The following is a 20025-nucleotide window of genomic DNA, read 5'->3' on the forward strand; positions in this document are numbered from 1 at the left end:
TGCCTATAGTTGCTTATCCATTACCGAAATTGTTTCACTTGCCTTATCATAATCGTTCTGCATCTGCACATCCGAGAAAGGGCTGTACCTCGCCGCTTCGCAGTTTTTTAGCAATTCTATGAAACTACTAATGGTATTTTCATCCACTTGCTTTTTTGAAAGTAGTTCTATTATTTTGTCCTTACTGAATTCCGATGTCTCTATCTTTAATTTCGCTTTTAAATAATTATGCAATGCTTTTTCCAAGGCAACATAAAAAGATTCTTTTTGACCTAATTCTTTTTTGGCTTTTGAAAGGTACTTTCGCGCTAGCCTATTTGCTTTTTTAACCTTGTTGCCTACTACATCGCTCGCTATTTCATCTCTCTTTTTTCTGAATATAATGGCTAAGGGGATAAGCAATAACGGACCTAATAATAAACCATAGAACAAATTGGAACCAACAAAATAGTAAGATCCTATTGGTTTTAAGCTTGGGTTTAGTTTTATAAAATTAAACTGATTGTTAGTGGCAATGACATTTTGCTTATTAGAACCGGGAATACCCGTAGTATTGGAAACGGTATTTTGCGGGCCCTCCAGAACATTCACTATTATTTCATCTGAACTTAGTGTAGTGTATTTTTCTGTTTTAGGATTGAAATAGCTAAATTTTATAGGAGGAATAGGATATTTGCCTTTAAAAGATGGAACAATGGTAAAGTTATTGCTCACTTTTCCTTGCATTCCTCTTAAAGTTGTCCGTACACCTTCATTAAATTCAGGTTCATAAACCTCTAAAGAACTTGGTAATACGGGTTCTGGTAACTTAAATAGTTTTAAGTTTCCTTTTCCACTAACCTCTACGATTGCCTGTAAAGATTCAGAAGCGTTTAGGCTCGTCTTATTTGTAGTTACAGAAAAATCAAAATCACCTACGGCCCCGTTGAAGTCCTCGGGTTGGTTCGCAAGAGGCAAGTTTTTTACATTGATGGTGCGCTTACCGGCAGAAACGGTTTTATTGGTTTGTGAATAGACCCTTCCGCCGAAAAAATCGCGTTTATTGGTTGGTACATCTACGGTAACGTCTAATGATAAGGGCTCAATATCCAATTTCCCAGATTTTTGGGGATATAGGACTACTCTTTTAAGTATAACATACCGATAAGGTTTCCCTTTGTAAGTACCATTTTGTGCATTTAGACTAGATACCTTAATATCTTGACTCCAGAAGTTATTGTATTTGGGATTATCCAAAGGTTGATAATTGGATACGCTAATGGTAGGACTCACATACAATTTATAAACAACGCTTACGGCCTCGTTCAGGTAAGGGTTTGTTTTGGAAACCTCGGCAACTAAATGTAAATTTTCATCGGCTACGTCATCAGCGGTCATTTGGTCACTTGGCTTATCTACAGCCGCCGTAACCTCAATAGTTTTGGCTAGGGATTTAAAGGTTTTCCCATCAATCACTATGGTGGCCTGTTTAATGGTGAATTTTCCTCTTGCGGTAGGGGCCAGGGTATAAGAGTAAGTTTTGGAATAGCTTCGGACCCCATTTATCCAAGAAGAACTAATGGATTGTGATGGGCCCATGAGTACTCTAAAGCCAGTAAAGTCAGGCGGATTAAAATTGTCACCATCCTTGTTCATGGTAAAATCAACCCTAAGTCGCTCGTTGATTCCAAGTTTCGATTTACTTAGTTTCATTTCAAAAGTCACGGCATTCTTGTCCTGAGCGCCGACAATTAAGGCGAACAGAAATAAAGGAATACAAATAATGAGCTTTTTATAATTCATACGATATTACCAATCCTTTTCATTCTTAATTTTGGCACCCTTCACTTTTTTGGCATCAATTTTATCCTGTACTTTTTTCTCAGCATTTTGCATTGCTCTGAGTAAATTCTCTATTTGTTGTTTAGAAAGTTGATTAGGTCGCGGCTGTTTCTGTTCCTTTGGTTGATCTCCTTGCTCGGGTTTTTTCTTTTGTTCCTCTTTCTTATCCCCATCTCCTTCTTTATTCTCATCTTTCTGCTCGTCGCCTTTATCTCCTTTGTCGCCTTCGTCCCCCTCGTCCTTTTTATCCTGATCTTTTTTATCCTTATTGTCCCCTTCCTTGTTTTCGTCCTGGTCTTTTTTGTCTTGGTCTTTCTTATCCTTATTATCGTCGTTTTTGTCCTTGTTATCCTCGTCTTTTTTCAAAAGCTCTTTTGCTAGGGCCAAATTGTATCTTGTTTCCTCATCCTTGGGATTATTTCTCAAAGCTTCCTTATAGGCCTCTACTGCTTTGGCGTAGTCCTTACGTTTCATAAAAACATTACCCATATTATGGTAGGCTTTGTGTTTATCTTTTTTACTTGTTGCAGTCTCGCCAGCCTCTTTAAACCTGCCGAAAGCTTCGCTAAACGTAGCATTATTATAATAGGCATTCCCCAAATTATAAGGGGCTGCAGCGTTATCTGGGCTTTTTGCAATAGCTTTTCTATAATCTACTTCGGCTTCAATAAAATTGTTCTCGGATAATTTTTTGTTTCCGTCCCAAGTATGATTAATAGAATTGTTAAGATTCTGCTCTTTTTCCTGTAGTTCTTCCTCTTGGGCAAAGACAAATGCCGACATAAAGAACAAGAGTAGTAGGTATGTAAACTTTTTCATTTTAGTCGATTTGTTTTTCGTTGAAAAGATTTAATTTCTTGAGCCACTTGGTTTTGCGGTCCAAGATAAAAATATCTAAAAAAAGGAACAAAAGACCAGCCCCAAGGAACCACTGAAATTGATCCTTGTACTCTGCGAATTGCTTAGCTTCAAATTCTTTTTTATCCATTTGAAGTAATTCTTCTTTTATAAAGGCTACTGCATCGTCAGTATTTGAACCATCTATATATGAGCCATCACCCTCTTCTGCAATGTCTATTAACACCTCTTGGTTTAATTTTGTGATGACCACTTCACCTTGCATATCCTTTTTTAAGCTTTCTAGAACGCCATTTCTTTTCAGAGGAATCGGAGCTCCTTTAGGCTTACCTACTCCTATCGTATATATTTTAATACCCGCTTCAATAGCTTCCTCAACAGCATTTATAGTTTGCCCGCCAGAATGGTCTTCACCATCAGAAATAATAAAAAGCACTCTATTGGTTTGTTCATCGTCATCATAGAAGGTGGTTGCCAATTCAATGGCCTCATTAATTGCAGTGCCCTGAGAACTCAACATGTTCGTGTTCATTCCTTGTAAAAACATCTTTGCGGCACCATAATCGGTTGTAATAGGCAATTGCGGAAAGGCTTGCCCTGCATAGGCAATGATACCTACCCTGTCGCTCGCCAATTGATTTATAATTTCCGAGACCAGTCTTTTGGCCTTTTCCATTCTATTGGGGGCAATATCTTCCGCCAGCATACTTTTAGAAACGTCGACGGCAAAAACGATATCTACGCCCTCTCGTTTTACGGTCTCTAACTTGGTGCCGATTTTAGGATTTACCAAAGCTATAATGAGTCCAGAAAGCCCTAGGAGAAAGAAAAGTAATTTTAGAGTGCCTTTGTATTGGGATTTATTTGGTGTTAGTCTCCGAAGCAGCAGGCTGTCCGCAAATTTCTTTTGTGTTCTTTTTTTCCAAAGCAATACTAGCAGAAATAGCGTTACTATCACCGGAATGATGAAAAGCAAGTAGAAATATATTTTTTCGTCTAATTGAATCATAATTTACACAAAACTTCTAAATACCGTATTTCTTAAAATCCATTCTAAAAGTAATAGCGCACCTGCTATAAGCACCCATGGCCTAAACTTCTCTTCGTACCTATAATATTTGAACTCTTCTATTTCTGTTTTTTCCAACTTGTTTATCTCGTCGTAAATCTCCTCAAGTGTCTCGTTATCAGTTGCTCTAAAATATTTTCCTCCGGTAACCTGGGCAATATCTTGTAACAATTCCTCATCTATTTCTACTTGCCGCATGCCATATCTAAAGGATTTATCGGCATTATAGGCAATGGGTGTTAAGGCATTGCCATTGGTGCCTAAACCAATAGTATAGGTTTTAATATCAAATTCAATAGCTAGGTCTGCTGCCGTTTGAGGTTCAATAAAGCCAGAATTATTGACACCATCCGTTAAGAGAATAATAATTTTACTTTTTGCCTTACTTTCTTTTAGTCGATTTACCGAGGTGGCAAGTCCCATACCTATAGCCGTTCCGTCCTCTAACTGCCCATAGGTTATTTCTCTTAGCGCTCCTAAAACTATAGATTTATCTGTGGTAATTGGTGTTTTGGTAAAGCTCTCACCGGCATAAGCAACCAATCCAATACGGTCGTTAGGTCTCTTCTTTATAAAATTAGCGGCCACTTTTTTAAGTGCGGCCAATCGGTTAGGTTTTAAATCCCTGGCCAACATACTGGAAGAAACATCAATGGCAATTACGATATCTATACCCTTTGTTGTCTTTGTTCTTGTTGAAATATCTTCTGTCTGTGGTCTTGCCATGGCAACTATGATGGCTGCCAAGGCTAAAAGCCTTAAAAGGAAAAGTAAATGTTTTAGTTTGGGTAAAAAGCTACTATGGGCAAATGCGTCGATAGTAGCTATCCGTACCGAGGCGTTTTGTTCTTTTTGCTTAAAAATATACCACAGTATGGCTAATGGCAGTAGTAGAAAAAGCCAAAAGAAATCGGGATTTGCAAAAGATATATTCTCTAACATTTAAACTTCCGTTTTTACCTCTACCGTAGTTAATATTCTGTCTACAATTTCTTGTGCGTAGGTGTCATCATCTAACCAGGTTATGATAATGTATTGCTGAAAACCTTTGCCGCCAAATAAGAGTACCGTATATTTTCCTTTAATGAGCTCCTCAGACTCTGGCACGGCAAATTTTCCACTACCGAATATTTTTTGGCCCTTTACACCGCTCATGGTAGTGAACTCCTCTTGTTTGGTAATGATATTTTTGGCCCCTTGACTTTCAAAACCTTTGATAATCTGTTCTAAGGTTTTTCCAAAATCTGGTTCTGCCTCTGGGTTCATGGTAACCGAAGTGGTACCAATAGTAAAGAGGCCAATGGAACTTCTGTAAGCAAAAGCTTGTATATCTGTAATTGTGGCTTTGGCCTCCGGGGGCAACTTTACATCTTGCCGCACCAGCACTTTTGGTGTTTCTAGAACAATAGGAGGGTAGCCGTATGCGCTAGAGATCCAATCGCTTTCCAGTAATTCTTTTGTTGGGTGTCCAAGAACAGTATCCTTCAGATAGGTAAACCCAAATTTAAATCCTGCTATGGTCGTGCCAATAAGAAGTATTGCCGCCAAGGAAGCTATTCCAATAATCAACTTTTTCTTTTGTTTTTTCCGTTCTAACTCTTCTTGGTATTCTGCCAATTGCATTAATTCTTCTTCCGTGGGCTCTGGCAGAGCATCATGGGTCTGCACTACAATTTGCTCCACTAGTTTTCTGTCGCGTTCCGCAATAGAGGTAGAAGGTTTTGATTTAGCAAATTTTACTAAATCTGCTGTCTGTAAAATATTTTTGAACTGGTCAATCGTATCTTTCTCTAAATCTAATTCACCGGAATCCCGAAGTAATTCTAATTTATCTATCAATTGTCCGGTAGTACTTTCCAGGGCAGATACATGTGCATCTTCTTCCAAGTAGGAGCGGACGATCGTGGTTAGCTCGGAATAGTATTCTTTAAATTCGTCTTGAATAAGATATTTCGAATTTTCTAGGCGTTTTAACTCTAACAGCGCACGGTCATAAGGTGGTAAAAGCGCTTCCTTCTCCTCCTCGCTCAGTGGCTTTTTACGAAGTACGAACCAGTAAAAGAATCCACCAAGAATTGCAAGAATTAGAAGTCCTATCAACAGATATTTCCATAAATCCCTATTATTTTTTTCAACGGAAATCAATGGTTTTATATCGTACAAATTTTGGGCAATAGTATCAACAGGAACGGTAGCGACGTCAATGAATAGGGAATCCGTAAAATATCCGGTACCATTAATCTCTATGCGTTGGGGGGGCAATTTGTATCTGCCAGAGTCAAATTGCGTCAGGGCATATATTTTCTGTAGTGTAAGTCTATCCTTTTTTCTTGTCGTATCCGTGGCATAAGCTTCAACGGTTTCCAAAGGTGAAAATGTTTGTCCTTCCGGAAATATTACTTGGTCCGTGGTATCTACCTCAACGTTAACGGTCCACTGAACTTGGTCACCAATTTTTATAAAGGTGGTATCTACCTCAGTGGTAATTTTGGGTTGTTCCTGTGCGGATAATGTGCAGACCGTTAGAAAAAAGCATAACAATCCTGTTCGTTTTAATAAAAGCGAACAATGCTGATTTATATGCGTAAAATTTCTATAGCTCATCACCCCCTTCGTTTAAAATATCCTAATAGCTTCTTCACATAGCTTTCATCTACCCTACAATCTAAAACGCCACAGCCAGATTTCGTAAAGGTCTCTTTGAAATAAGTAACACGTTCGTTATGAAATTTAGCGTAGGAATTACGTACTTTTTTGGACTGCGTATTCACAAGTTTTAGCGTTCCTGTTTCTGCATCTTGCATTTGAACCATTCCTAAATTAGGAATACGCTCTTCCCGTTCGTCATAAACTCGTATTCCGGTGACATCGTGTTTGTTCCCGGTAATTTTTAAGGTACGTTCATAGTTAGAAGCAATGAAATCCGAAAGCACAAAAACTATGGCTTTTTTCTTCATAACATTGGTGAGGTACTTTAATGCTTCTGCAATATCGGTCTTATTACTCTTGGGCTTAAATTCCAGTAACTCCCGAATAATTCTAAGAACGTGTGTCTTTCCTTTTTTAGGTGGAATAAAGAGCTCTACTTGGTCAGAGAACAAGATAAGCCCCACCTTATCGTTGTTCTGCAAGGCACTAAATGCTAATGTGGCAGAAATTTCGGTAATGATTTCGTTCTTAAATTGATTAGTGGTTCCAAAAAGTTCCGAACCACTGATATCTACCAAAAGCATCATAGTAAGCTCGCGTTCCTCTTCGAAAATCTTAACATAGGGCTCGTTATACCTAGCCGTAACGTTCCAATCTATACTCCGAACATCATCTCCAAATTGATATTGGCGCACCTCACTAAAAGTCATACCTCTTCCCTTGAACGTAGAGTGATATTCCCCACCAAAAATATGGTCGGAGAGACGTCTTGTCTTTATCTCTATTTTACGAACTTTTTTGAGTAATTCTTTAGTATCCATAAGCCATCTAGCTCCTCAAGTGAGAAGTAGTTCTAACTATTTTTGAACTTGAAATAATAATTTGAAAATCTGCATATAAAATTGAATTTACGAACGGCCATCTTTTAAGCTGAGCGGCTTAAGACCTATGGTACCTCAATTTCGTTTACAATTTTGTTTATGATTTCTTCCGAGGTTATGTTTTCTGCCTCGGCTTCGTAAGTAATACCTATTCTATGCCTTAAAACATCGTGAACAACTGCCCTTACATCCTCTGGCACTACATATCCTCTTCGTTTTATAAAGGCATAACATTTAGCTGCATTGCCAAGATTAATGCTTCCCCTTGGTGACGCTCCAAAACTGATAAGCGGCTTTAGATTTTCAAGATTGTATTTTTCGGGATATCTCGTAGCAAATACAATATCTAGAATATACTTTTCAATTTTCTCGTCCATGTAAACTTCACGAACGGCTTTTTGTGCACTTAGTATTTGTTTTAAGGAAACAACTGGTTTTACAGTCTCATAATTCCCTAATAGATTTTGGCGCATAACTAACTGCTCCTCGTTCATTTTTGGATAATCTATGACTGTTTTCAGCATAAAACGGTCTACCTGAGCTTCGGGTAAGGGGTAGGTGCCTTCTTGTTCCACAGGGTTTTGTGTGGCCATTACCAAGAAAGGCTTATCCAAAATAAAAGTTTCATCGCCAATAGTAACTTGTTTTTCCTGCATGGCTTCCAGCAATGCAGATTGTACTTTGGCCGGGGCACGGTTAATTTCATCCGCCAAAACAAAATTGGCGAAGATGGGACCTTTCTTAATAGAGAAGTCGTTCTCTTTCATATTGTAGATCATAGTTCCTACAACATCTGCCGGCAAAAGGTCCGGAGTAAACTGTATTCTACTAAAACTACCTTTAACTGCTTTTGAAAGTGTATTTATAGCCAAGGTCTTTGCTAAACCAGGCACACCTTCCAATAAAATATGCCCTTGGCCCAACAATCCTATGAGCAATCTCTCGATCATGTGTTTTTGACCAACGATGACCTTGTTCATTTCAATAACAAGTAAATCTATAAAAGCACTTTCCTGAGCTATTTTCTCATTCACGGCGCTGATATCAACAGTAGTATTTTCTTCCATTTATCAGGTTATATTTTGGGTAATTTACGCTTATAATTTTAACAGTTGTGCAAATTGAAAATTTATTCATTGTGTAGCTGTTAACGATTGGTTAAAAAATGTGAAAACCCCTTGTTTTTATGAAGTATTTAAGGGATTCTTTTTAATTTCATGCGCTTATGAAGCAGATAACAAAATATTCTAGAATTATTGCGGGCACAATGACCTGGGGGAATTGGGGAAAACAATTAGCTACAGATCAAATGATTGCCTTAATGAACAGCTGTCTGGAGTTGAACATTACTACTTTTGACCACGCTGATATTTATGGCGATTATACAACAGAAGAACAGTTTGGCACAGCATTTAATAAAAGTGCTATCTCGCGAGAGGAGATACAGTTAATTACAAAATGTGGAATTCAATTTGATGCTAAGGCTAGAAGCAATAGGGTAAAACACTACAACTACGACAAGGATTATATTGTTTGGTCTGCAGAGCGCTCCTTAAAATTACTAAAATCCGAATACTTAGACGTACTACTCTTACACCGACCAAGCCCATTAATGCAACCGAGTGAGATTGCCGAAGCAATTATGCAGCTAAAGAAAGATGGTAAAATAAGGCAGTTCGGGGTTTCCAATTTTACTCCTTCCCAAATAGCCTTGCTAGAGACCGTTCTGCCGGTAGAGGGCAATCAGGTAGAGTATTCGCTTACGACAAATGAGGTGATGAACAACGGTATTTTAAATGATTGTTTGTCCAATAAACGTATGGCCATGTCCTGGAGCCCTCTGGGAGCTTACTTTAGGGAAGAAACCGAGCAAACAAAACGTATAAGGAAAATATTGAATAATCTTTGCGAAAAGTACGAGGCTAGTGAAGATCAATTATTGTTAAGCTGGGTTTTAAAGCATCCTTCCAAAATTCACCCCGTTGTTGGGACAGCTACACCAGAGCGATTGGCACTTGCTATGAAAGCTGTGGAAATTGATTTAGAATTGGAAGATTGGTTTTTACTTTTAGAAGCAAGTAACGGAAATGAAGTAGCTTAAAAAAGAAAATATGAGTAATACTGTATTTATAACAGGAGCCACTAGCGGCATAGGAAAAGCCACCGCCGAACTATTTGCAACGCATAAGTTTAAACTAATACTTTGCGGTAGAAGGCAAGAAAGATTGGATGTTTTAAACGAACAGTTGAGCACTTTGACAGCCGTTCATACCTTAAATTTTGATGTGCGCGATAAAGAGGCGGTTCAGAACGCTATCGATTCTCTACCGAAGGAATTTTCGAAAATCTCGATTTTAATAAACAATGCCGGAAATGCTCATGGGCTAGACACCATACAGGACGGAAGTATAACGGATTGGGATGCCATGTTAGACATTAATGTCAAAGGATTATTATATGTCTCTAAAGCAATTATTCCAAAAATGATTGCACAAAATAATGGTCATATCATTAATATAGGCTCTACTGCGGGCAAAGAAGTGTATCCTAAGGGCAACGTATATTGTGCCAGTAAACATGCGGTTGATGCCATTAATCAGGGTATGCGTATTGATTTAAACCAACACGGTATCCGTGTAGGAGCCGTTAATCCTGGTTTAGTAGAGACAGAATTCAGTCAAGTACGTTTTAAAGGGGATGACAAACGTGCGGAAAATGTGTACAAGGGCTTTGACGCGCTAAGACCAGAGGATATTGCAGATGTCATTCACTTTGTGGTTACCAGACCGTATCATGTAAATATTGCGGATTTAGTGGTAATGCCAACAGCCCAAGCTTCCTCAACCATAGTCAACAAGAAATTATGATCAATAAACGCTTATTGGTCAAGAACTTGCTCGCCCATAATGATGAGAATAGTTTCTACGACAAAAAGCGTTTTATAGGAATAGGAGAAAAAGAGGGAAAGGCAAAATTTCTAAAACACGTTTGTGCCTTGGCCAATAGTAATCCCAAAAACAACTCGTTTATTGTTGCTGGTGTAGAGGATGAAGACAATACAATCGTTGGAGTTGATTTTTTTGATGATAGCAAGATTCAAAATTTGGTGAACGCCTATTTGGATAATCCACCACTTATTTCATACGAGAATATTCCATTTCCACATTTGGTAGAAGGTAAGGTAGTAGGCCTTGTCACCATTAAATCTAATGGCAATATCTGTTCTTTGCGTAAAAATATCTGGAAGTATTACGGAGGCTCTGTCTTTTTTAGAGAAGGTAGCATAAGCCTTCCTAAGGCCTATGACATAGAATTGAAGGATATAAATTCAAAAACTGTTGCTACTATAGAACAGCATGCTCGGAACAATATAGAGTTCACATTAGATGGCGTAATAGATTTTATTAATCACCGGCACAAAGATTTGCAGAGCCACTATAAAGTTTTTAAAGAGCAGTTTGTGGTATGTTGGGCGGGAAACAAAAAAGAAGTCAAAGGACAAACGTATTACTACAGGGTAGACATCGAATTAATTAACGAGCAAGTAAAGCTGTTCTATTCCAATCTGGATGAGGTAACCATAACCTATGACGACCACAGCTTTACAACAATGGAGTATGTTCAATTAGGTTTGGCCGGTGAACAAAATTACTATCCTTTAGAAGAGCTGGTTATTACCTTTAGAGATAATGGTACGTATCAAATACAGACCGATTTGGTTTTTAAACCGCCCAGTTATAACAAGAAGATCTTACACCATATCTACAATACCAACAACAGTATACTAGCTAAAATCAATAAAGGCATATCCTTAAAAGCTGTTGAAAAGGAAGATTTAATTCACCTTCCCGATACGTACTTAATTTGTTATTTAAACGGTTTTGAAGAGGCCAGACAACAAATGGAAATAGCAAGAGGAATTGTTAAAGAAAAGTTTCCAAAGGTATATATCGCATTAAAAGCGGCTTTGCGAATCTTAAGAAAAGTAGATTATAATTAACGCCCCATTACCCAGATATGCTGATAAGCGTTTAATTGTAGTAAATTATTCGCTAGTTTCAGTTTTTTGCCCGAGATGCCGTCCTTTAGATTGTCCTCAGGATGTATGCCAATGGTAAACAACCAAGAAATATGAAGAAATTGGGTGTTTTCATCAAAATTTGAAATTACCCATACCTTATCTTTTCCATTAGTACGTTCAAATACAAAAACATGTGGATTAGCGCTAGGATGAATTATAGCTGGTGAAACATCTGCAAAAACAGGAAGTTTTTTTCGTAATTGAATCATTTTTTTTAGTCCTTCAAAAATTGAACTGGCATGATTTTTTTGTGTAGCTAATTTAACCACCGTATTCCAATCTTGTTTTGGCCTGTTTACCCAGCGACTATCATCTTTATGGGCTTCGTTTTCACGGAAGGAATAATCGTTTAACATTCCTATTTCATCACCTGCATATATTAACGGGATTCCCCCATAGGAAAGGATGATGCCGTGTAGCATTAAAATTTTTGCTATCGACTCTTTTACTTTGTTCTCGTCTTTTTGCTCCAGTGCTTTTTCCAATCCTAGAAGTGAGGCTGCACTTCCGGTAATTCTCCCATCCCCGTTCTTTGGATTATACATGAATAATAGTCCCTTTGCAGGAGACCACTCCAAACCACCGCAATAATAGTCCAACAAGAACTTTCGATGTTCATTGGGAGAAAGGCCTAGGTCACGGATAAATTGGTCATCATAACCCAGCCCAATATCATCATGGCATCGAATGTAATTGATCCAAGTCCCTTCTTTTGGCTTAGCAGGAATTTCCAGTAAACTTTTATGTAGTAAAGATGTTTTCTTAGTGGCAATAGAGTTCCATAACAATGCCATGAGCGATGCATTATAAGCGACCTCGCACTCATTACCCTTTAGCGGTCCTTCTCCAAAATATTTAATGATATTTCTAGGAGCCACAATGGCCTCTGCTAAAAGAATTACACCGGGTGCTATAACCTGCAGGCACATGCGGAAAAGGGAAACCAATTGATGTGCTTCCGGTAGGTTTTGGGAAATAGTGCCTATTTTCTTCCATAGAAACGCAAGCGCATCAAAACGAACGACATCAACGCCCATATTCGCAAGTTTCAATAGGTTTTCTAACATCGCAATAAGTACCTCGGGATTGGTATAATTAAGGTCCCATTGGTAGTTGTTGAAACAAGTCATGACCCAACGTTGCATGTGTTCATTATAAGTAAAACTACCAGGGGCCGTAGTCGGAAAAATTTCTGGCAATGTTCTTTCAAAGGCGTCCGGAACTTCTCTGTCAGGATAAGTGTAGTAATAATTCTGATATTTTTCGTCCCCTGCTATTGCCTTTTTTGCCCATTCAAACTCGTTTGAAGTATGGTTCACCACAAAATCTAACATTAATATGATATCTTTTGATCTTGCTTTTTTAGTGAATGCCAAAAATTCTTTTCGAGTTCCGTAGCGGGAATCTATTTCATGATAACTATTTACGGCATACCCACCGTCATTTTCTCCGACAGGCCTTGTAGTTATGGGCATTAGGTGAAGGAAGTTAATGCCTAGCTCCTCAAAGTAAGGAAGCTTTTGATCCAGCCCTTTAATGTTAGTATTAAATCGGTCTACATACAATTGCATTCCGGCCAATTGTTCGCTTTGGTACCAATTACCAGCTTCTGACCGTTTCAAGTCTAGTTTCTTTAATTCAGCTGGTCTATCGAAGAAAAGCTGTTCCATTTTATCTAGCAACTTAGAAAAGTAAGGTGCCTTCTCTTTTTCTGGATAAAGGGAAAAGTACAAGGAACTTATCAAGGAAATATTGGTAGAAAGTCGTAACTCAAAAGCTTCATGACTAGAGTCTACATGTTTTTTTGACCTTTTGGTCATTAATTGATGCAAAGTGGCCTGATTCATTCTAGGAAAGGAGTTGTTTTTGATTTGGAAGGGATTCAATAGCCCCGAAATTTGTTGTGGTTATAGCTCCTGCCTTATTGGCCATAGCAACCATTGCCGTGAGTAAATCTTCATTATCCAATGTTTGTTCCAAGTTGTGGTGTGTAGCAATTTGTTTTAACAGACAACCAATAAAAGCATCTCCGGCTCCTGTGGTATCCACGGGTTTAACCACGATGCTCGGAATAGTTTTTGAATGCGTTTTTGTACTTAGCAACGTTCCTTCTCCGCCTAAGGTAATGACAATGATATCCGTTCCCATTTCGTGTAAATAGGTACATGCTTCTTTCAGATCAGTCTTTCCAGAAAGCAACTGGGCCTCTTCTAGGCTAAATTTACAGAGGTGGGATTTCTGTATGAACGGGATACATTTCTTTATAAAGACATCCTCTTTATTTTTCCAAAGATCTATTCTATAATTGGGGTCAAAACTTATGAAAGCGTTTTGTGTAAGCGCATCAAAGAAATATCTACTATAAGCGTCTTCTAGATTCCCGCCCAATAAGGCGGTAGCTGCACCAAAATGCACTATATTTTCCTTGAACTCGTTCTTTAAAGTAGAATCATATTTTAGCTCTCTATCCGCTCCACGGCTAAAGACAAAATCTCGTTCTCCATCTTCATCAATGGAAACGAAGGCTAAGGTGGTGAAAACGTCCGATTTTTGTACGAGGGAAAGATCAACACTTTCCTTATCTAGGATATTAAGTAGAAAACTCCCAAAAGGGTCATCTCCAACGCACCCTACAAAAGCACTTTGGCCACTTAACTTACTTATAGCGCAGGCTACGTTTGCTGGTGCTCCACCCGCTTTTTTTGTAAACTCTTTAGCCTTGGATAAATCCTTGCCCTGATTTTCAGCTACAAAATCAATAAGTAGTTCACCAATACAAAATACCTTTTTCATAGATGAATTTCAAAGTTTAAAATCTAAGGTAAATAGAAAAAACAGCTTTCTCTAAATTTTGTTGTGAATAATTAAAGCTTAGCTCTTAAAGGAGCTGATTGTAGCTTATGATGTTAACAACAGGGCTATAAGACCTCTTATTTCTTGCCCTGTTATAAGGAATTTGCTACCTTTTTGGGATAAATGAAAAAATAGCTGATAATGAACATATTTGACGAGATAAAAAAGAAATTAAGCCATGAGTTTATAGATATCATAGAATGGCTAGATACTTCAAACGATACCATTGTGCATCGGTTTGAGAGGTATCAGAATGAAATTAAGAATAATGCCCAATTAATAGTTCGCGAAGGACAAACGGCTGTTTTCGTGAACGAGGGTCAGTTAGCAGATGTATTTAAGCCGGGTACTTATACCTTGAATACTCAGAACCTTCCCATTTTAACGACGCTCAAAGGGTGGAAATATGGATTTAACAGCCCTTTTAAAGCAGAGGTTTATTTTGTGAACACCAGATTGTTTACAGACGAAAAATGGGGTACGAAAAACCCGTTCATGTTAAGTGATGATCGTTTTGGACTTGTAGAGATCAGAGCCTTTGGAACCTATAGTTTTCGGATTAAGGACCCGGGGAAATTTGTTGTGGATGTTGTTGGAACGGATGGTAATTTTACCAATTATGAAGTCAATGAACACCTTAAGAGTTTAATTGTAACCCGATTTACGGATACTGTTGGGGAGGCTAATTTGCCAATTGAATTATATGCAGCAAATACGAGTGAACTATCCGAAACATGCCAAGAGGTAATGCAACCAGAATTTGGACGCGTGGGTATAGAGTTAGAAAAGTTCTATATCGAAAATGTCTCCATGCCAGAAGAGCTGAAAAAAGAAATTTTTGAGTACAGTCGTTTGGATAAATTGGATATGACCAAGTTGGCACAGTTCAAAGCTGCAAAAGCTATGGAATTGGCAGCCGCAAACGAAGGAGGTACCGCGGGTGCCGGTATGGGCATGGGCATGGGTTTTGTGCTGGCACAACAAATGGGAGGTCTTATGGGCCAACCTTCCGGTCAACCCTTTGGCGCGCAAACACCACAAGTGCAACAAGTTCCACCACCGGTGCCGCTGCAGATAACGTACTTTTATGCGGTCAATGGGCAACAATTGGGTCCAGTATCTTTTGATAAGCTTAAGGAGCTTTTTGCGAATAGGACCATAAATAGGGACTCACTGGTCTGGAAACAGGGAATGGCCAATTGGGCAAGTCTTAAAGAAATAGCGGAGCTAAAATCGTTTTTAGGTGGAAATACACCTCCACCATTACCCAACGCATAGCATAGTTAAGAAGGAATAACAGACTGATTTTCGTTAGCGCGAAAGCAACGTACATGGAAGAAATCCAAGAATCGGAACATAAAAAAGCCTGTGCCAATTGTGGCGCGGAGCTAAAGTTTAAGCCAGGCTCACATCAACTTAAATGCGAGTATTGCGGGTATGAGGAATTTATTGAGCAGTCTAAAAGCAGTTTTGAGGAATTAGAGTTAGCCCATTATCTAAAGATAGTTGGGGAGAATGCATATACGGAGACGATTGAGCTTTTACATTGTAAAAATTGTGGTGCCAACCAACATGTAGAGGAGAATTATAAATCACTGGATTGCGTGTATTGTAGCGAACCATTGATACGTGAGGATACCGAAACTGAAGGGTGGATTTTACCAGGAGCACTGGTTCCTTTTCAGTTAGATGTAAATAAAGCAAGAAATATTTTCAAAACTTGGGTCGGCAGTTTATGGTTTGCACCTAACAATCTCAAAAGGGCGGCATTAGATCCTGAAGGGCTGCATGGTTTATATATTCCGTATTGGACTTTTGATGCTAATTTGTTTGCATCTTATCAAGGACAGCGGGGCGATTACTACTATGAGACCCAGACCTATAATAGCGATAAAGGAAGGCGAACAAGAAAGGTGCGTAAAACAAAATGGACCTATGCTTCTGGAAGGGTCAACGGTTTTGTAGATGATATTTTAATAAACGCTTCGGAGAAAAAGAGAAGAGATATTCCGCCTTCAATCGCGTTTTGGAACCTAAAGGATTTAGTTGTTTTTAACTCTAAGTATTTATCAGGTTTTGTTACCGAAAAGTATACCATTTCACTAAAGGAAGGCCATCATCAATCTTTTCAGGAAGCAAAAAATATTGCCTACAATTGGATACGAAGGGATATTGGAGGGGATACTCAACGTATTGCCAATGCAGACATGAAGCTTTCCGATGAGACTTTTAAACATATTCTGCTCCCAGTATATATTAGTTCGTATCGGTATAATGGAAAGGAATACCATTTCTATATTAATGGCCAAACGGGTAATTTAAGTGGTACTAGGCCTTATTCCTTTTGGAAAATTTTCTTTTTAGTGCTTTTCATCCTTGCGATAATTGCGGGAATTGCGATTTTTGCCAAATGATTTCAGATAGAACACTGGTTATCGGAGATATTCATTCCGGATTAAAGGCCTTACAGCAAGTATTGGATAGAGCAGCAATAACGCAACAGGACAAACTTATATTTTTAGGAGATTATGTTGATGGTTGGAGCGAGGCTGTTGAAACGGTAGATTATCTTCTGCAATTGAACAAAACGCACCATTGTGTATTTCTTAGAGGCAACCACGATGCTCTATGTCATCAATGGCTAACGGGGGGCGATGATAATCCATTATGGTTTATGCATGGAGGGGAAGCAACCGTAAATTCTTATCACAAGGCGAAAGCTGCCACCAAAAAGGAGCATATACGCTTTTATGAAAATCTTAAAGATTATTATATAGATGAAGATAATAGACTGTTCTTACATGCCGGTTTTACAAACCTTAAAGGCGTAGCCCATGAATATACGACCAAAACATTTTATTGGGACCGTACTCTTTGGGAACTGGTGCTCTCAATAGACCCTAATTTGAAGGAAGGTGACATGTATTATCCTAAAAGACTTACGCATTACAAAGAGATTTACATTGGCCATACCCCTGTTACTCGTATGGGGAAAACTACCCCTCAAAATGCCGTAAATGTCTGGAATATTGATACTGGAGCAGCATTTAAAGGGCCGCTGACCGCTTTTAATATTCATACCAAGAAGTATTGGCAGAGCCAGCCTGTGTACACTTTTTATCCTAGTGAAAGAGGTAGAAATTAGGAAATCAATTTAATTTTAAAGGGTAAAACAGCGTAGAATTAACGAACTTTGATAAAAACTGATATATGTCCGAGAAGAATATAAGACTAGAAGTGATGCAGGCCATTGAGCCTGAAGTGGAAGGGTTTATGGATAATTTTCTGATAAAACCAGAAGATATATGGCAGCCTACGGATTTTCTTCCAGATTCCCAAAGCGATGGTTTTCTGGATCACGTAGAGCAACTACGAGAAGAATCAAAAGAGTTAGGCTATGATTTTTGGGTAACCATGGTGGCGGATACCATTACCGAAGAAGCCTTACCTACCTATGAGTCCTGGTTAATGGATGTAGTTGGGATAGATCAGCATGGCGAATATAAAACCAATGGCTGGGCCAAGTGGGTAAGAGCGTGGACAGCAGAAGAAAACAGACATGGAGATGTACTTAACAAATATTTGTATTTGTCAGGAAGGGTCAACATGAAAGAGATAGAGATAACCACGCAACATCTTATTTCGGACGGTTTTGATATTGGTACGGATAGAGATCCTTACAAGAATTTTGTCTACACCTCCTTTCAGGAATTAGCTACGAATATTTCACACAAACGCGTGGGGCAAATGGCTAAGAAAAAAGGGAACGCATTATTAGGTAAAATGTGTACCATAATTGCAGGAGATGAAATGCGACATCATTTGGCCTATAGAGAATTTGTAAAAACGATTATGGGTCACGACCCTAACGGAATGATGTTGGCCTTTGCGGATATGATGAAACAGAAAATTGTAATGCCGGCACACTTTTTAAGAGAATCTGGTGGTACTATTGGCACTGCCTTCGAGAACTTCTCTAATTGCGCACAAAGACTTGGTGTATATACAGCTCAGGATTATATAGATATTCTTGCAAAACTAAATTCTTTCTGGGAGATTGATGCCGTAAGAGGTCTTAATGACGAAGCACAGAAAGCAAGGGATTATCTGATGAAACTTCCGGAAAGGTTGGAACGTATTGCCTCTAGAATGAAGTTTCCAGAAGATCAGTACCACTTTAAGTGGGTAGAGACCAATGGAATGCTTTAAAGCGCAAATTATATAAAATAAAAAGCCCAATCCTTATATAGATTGGGCTTTTATTTTGGTTGGTAAATTACTTATAATTTTCCGTGGTCGTGTTCATCTTGCCACTTAGCCAGTTCGCTCCATTTACCCTCGTAGGCCATTTTAGCTTGCATTGGCCATGAAGCTGGGTTGTGCACTTGATAGCGCTTTCCGCCACCGTCCAATACTTTTTGACATTCTGCCACAGAAGCTTCTGAAAGTGCTTTCCAGGTTTTAACCCCGGCATCTTTGAACATCCCTTCTATTTTAGGCCCTATACCTTCAACAACTTTAAGGTCATCCTGTTTAATGGTCTTGCCAAAGGCCGCTTTTGCTCCTGCGGCATCAAAAGGTATAGAAGCCACGGCTGCACCGGCTGCAAAAGAAGCTGCTGTACTTGCTACGTTTGCTTTGGCACTACTTACTTTCTTATTACAAGCATCCAAATCAGCTTTTAACTTAGCGTTTTTATCTTCTAAAAGTTTTAGGTCCGCAGAATTGTCAATTGTAGTATTACCGCTTCGGCCAATAAGGTAGCCAAGAATTCCACAAATTATACCAACTAAAGCTGGAATTAACCAACACCAGATATTCATATTTTCAAAATTCATTTTGTACTATTTTAATTTGTTAGTGATTTAATTGTTTAGTGTTACGACGGTCCTTCTGTTTTTAGACCTACCTTCTTCCGTTGCATTACTTTCAATGGGAGCTGTTTGCCCTTTAGAAGACGTTTTTATTTTGGTTTCGGAAATTCCGTTTCGCATGAGATAGGCTTTGGCAAAATTTGCTCTGTCCAAACCAAGTCTCATATTAGTGGTCGCTACCCCGGTATTATCAGTGTGGCCCACGACATTGGCGGTGGCACCCTCCATTTTATCCAAATACCTGGAAATATCAGCTACTTTTTGACGCTGTTCGGCATTTAAACTAATAGATGCCTCTGCGGTATTGAAATATAGCGTAAGCGGATTAGCATTGATTTTATCGAACAAGGCTTTCATCTCTTCAGCGGCATTTTCGGATTCCCCGCTTAAGCCGTAGCTTATAGGTCCAAGATATACGTTTTCTTTGGGCACCATACTTTCCATGAGTTCTCCCATAGTGTTCATTCTGGACGAAGAAATACCTTTCGAGACTAAATGGTTTTTAACCGCATTAGCTCTGGCCAGTCCTAGATTGGGATAAGCACTATCGTTATCTTCGTCACTTTTATAGTACCCCGTAATATTAATTACTTTCCCTGCATTGGTTTCTAGAAAACCTTTAAGGCTGGTAATACCTTCTTCCATGCCAGCGGCTAGGGGCATTAGAATAGATGAAGAGGAACTATTGAAATTATAGTTGTCATTGCTGTTAAAGGCATAATCTCCATCGCTAAAGGCAAAAGGATAGGATGTTGCTTCTGGTACAATGGGCGTTGCTACTTCTTTTGGAGGCTCCTGTTCTACACTAGCTCCGCATTCACTGCAGCAGGTAATGTAAAAATAAGTCCCTGCTAAAATAGTAATCAACATCAGCAGTAGATTCGTTGTTGTTTTTGTCATTTTTTAATAGTGTTTAGTGTTTCATGCACAATGTATTAA

At 38.7% G+C, this 20025-nt stretch carries 18 protein-coding genes; 7 read left to right on the top strand and 11 right to left on the bottom strand.

Features of this window, described 5'->3' with window-relative positions; genetic code table 11:
• Window positions 1–3: 3 nt before the first annotated feature.
• The 7 genes from SJY09_RS14505 to SJY09_RS14535 all read right to left on the bottom strand — a co-directional run bounded on the left by SJY09_RS14505 (window position 4) and on the right by SJY09_RS14535 (window position 8345).
• Window positions 4–1782, bottom strand: a complete 1779-nt coding sequence (locus SJY09_RS14505; protein WP_396636415.1) for a BatD family protein — start codon at window positions 1780–1782, stop codon at window positions 4–6.
• A 6-nt stretch (window positions 1783–1788) separates the two neighbouring features.
• A complete protein-coding gene (locus tag SJY09_RS14510) occupies window positions 1789–2640 on the bottom strand; it encodes a tetratricopeptide repeat protein (RefSeq protein ID WP_396636416.1) in 852 nt (283 codons plus the stop codon).
• 1 nt (window position 2641) lies between these two features.
• Window positions 2642–3688 (bottom strand): VWA domain-containing protein, encoded by a 1047-nt coding sequence (locus tag SJY09_RS14515; protein ID WP_396636417.1) that lies wholly within the window; start codon window positions 3686–3688, stop codon window positions 2642–2644.
• Window positions 3689–3691: 3 nt separating this feature from the next.
• Window positions 3692–4690: a vWA domain-containing protein gene (locus tag SJY09_RS14520; RefSeq protein ID WP_396636418.1), complete on the bottom strand. Its 999-nt coding sequence runs from the start codon at window positions 4688–4690 to the stop codon at window positions 3692–3694.
• Window positions 4691–6352: a hypothetical protein gene (locus SJY09_RS14525; protein ID WP_396636419.1), complete on the bottom strand. Its 1662-nt coding sequence runs from the start codon at window positions 6350–6352 to the stop codon at window positions 4691–4693.
• Window positions 6352–7218 carry a DUF58 domain-containing protein gene (locus SJY09_RS14530; protein ID WP_396636420.1) on the bottom strand — a complete coding sequence of 289 codons (867 nt, stop codon included), beginning with the start codon at window positions 7216–7218 and terminating at the stop codon, window positions 6352–6354. Before SJY09_RS14530 ends, SJY09_RS14525 begins: the two co-directional genes overlap by 1 nt.
• Window positions 7219–7343: 125 nt before the next feature.
• A complete protein-coding gene (locus SJY09_RS14535; RefSeq protein WP_396636421.1) occupies window positions 7344–8345 on the bottom strand; it encodes an AAA family ATPase in 1002 nt (333 codons plus the stop codon).
• Window positions 8346–8503: 158 nt separating this feature from the next.
• Between SJY09_RS14535 and SJY09_RS14540 the strand changes: the two genes are divergently transcribed.
• The 3 genes from SJY09_RS14540 to SJY09_RS14550 are packed head-to-tail and all read left to right on the top strand — an operon-like array spanning window position 8504 to window position 11278.
• Window positions 8504–9379, top strand: coding sequence for an aldo/keto reductase family oxidoreductase (locus SJY09_RS14540; protein ID WP_396636422.1), 876 nt, complete (start codon window positions 8504–8506; stop codon window positions 9377–9379).
• A gap of 10 nt (window positions 9380–9389) precedes the next feature.
• Complete coding sequence (locus SJY09_RS14545) at window positions 9390–10145, top strand: SDR family NAD(P)-dependent oxidoreductase (RefSeq protein ID WP_396636423.1); 756 nt, start codon at window positions 9390–9392, stop codon at window positions 10143–10145.
• The gene (locus SJY09_RS14550; RefSeq protein ID WP_396636424.1) at window positions 10142–11278 is read left to right on the top strand and encodes an ATP-binding protein; all 1137 of its coding nucleotides are present in this window, start codon (window positions 10142–10144) and stop codon (window positions 11276–11278) included. The genes SJY09_RS14545 and SJY09_RS14550 overlap by 4 nt, the downstream gene beginning before the upstream one ends.
• On the opposite strand, the gene SJY09_RS14555 is transcribed toward SJY09_RS14550, so the two are convergent.
• Window positions 11275–13206, bottom strand: a complete 1932-nt coding sequence (locus SJY09_RS14555; RefSeq protein ID WP_396636425.1) for an alpha-amylase family protein — start codon at window positions 13204–13206, stop codon at window positions 11275–11277. The genes SJY09_RS14550 and SJY09_RS14555 overlap by 4 nt on opposite strands.
• 1 nt (window position 13207) lies before the next feature.
• Entirely contained in the window at window positions 13208–14152 is a 945-nt protein-coding gene (locus tag SJY09_RS14560; RefSeq protein WP_396636426.1) for a carbohydrate kinase, read from the bottom strand.
• Between the two features lie 201 nt (window positions 14153–14353).
• On the opposite strand from SJY09_RS14560, the gene SJY09_RS14565 reads away from it, so the two are divergent.
• From SJY09_RS14565 to SJY09_RS14580, 4 genes are all read left to right on the top strand, one after another.
• Entirely contained in the window at window positions 14354–15490 is a 1137-nt protein-coding gene (locus SJY09_RS14565) for an SPFH domain-containing protein (protein WP_396636427.1), read from the top strand.
• 53 nt (window positions 15491–15543) lie between these two features.
• Window positions 15544–16626 carry a DNA helicase PriA gene (locus tag SJY09_RS14570; protein ID WP_396636428.1) on the top strand — a complete coding sequence of 361 codons (1083 nt, stop codon included), beginning with the start codon at window positions 15544–15546 and terminating at the stop codon, window positions 16624–16626.
• Window positions 16623–17357 (top strand): metallophosphoesterase family protein, encoded by a 735-nt coding sequence (locus SJY09_RS14575; RefSeq protein ID WP_396636429.1) that lies wholly within the window; start codon window positions 16623–16625, stop codon window positions 17355–17357. The genes SJY09_RS14570 and SJY09_RS14575 overlap by 4 nt, the downstream gene beginning before the upstream one ends.
• A gap of 65 nt (window positions 17358–17422) precedes the next feature.
• Window positions 17423–18421: an acyl-ACP desaturase gene (locus SJY09_RS14580; RefSeq protein ID WP_396636430.1), complete on the top strand. Its 999-nt coding sequence runs from the start codon at window positions 17423–17425 to the stop codon at window positions 18419–18421.
• A 71-nt stretch (window positions 18422–18492) separates the two neighbouring features.
• Here SJY09_RS14580 and SJY09_RS14585 read toward each other — a convergent pair whose 3' ends face one another.
• Together SJY09_RS14585 and SJY09_RS14590 are read right to left on the bottom strand one after the other, a co-directional pair.
• Window positions 18493–19050: a hypothetical protein gene (locus SJY09_RS14585; RefSeq protein WP_396636431.1), complete on the bottom strand. Its 558-nt coding sequence runs from the start codon at window positions 19048–19050 to the stop codon at window positions 18493–18495.
• A 27-nt stretch (window positions 19051–19077) separates the two neighbouring features.
• Complete coding sequence (locus SJY09_RS14590; RefSeq protein WP_396636432.1) at window positions 19078–19986, bottom strand: OmpA family protein; 909 nt, start codon at window positions 19984–19986, stop codon at window positions 19078–19080.
• Window positions 19987–20025 lie beyond the last annotated feature (39 nt).

This window comes from Maribacter sp. R77961, from assembly GCF_044594925.1.
GTDB lineage: Bacteria > Bacteroidota > Bacteroidia > Flavobacteriales > Flavobacteriaceae > Maribacter.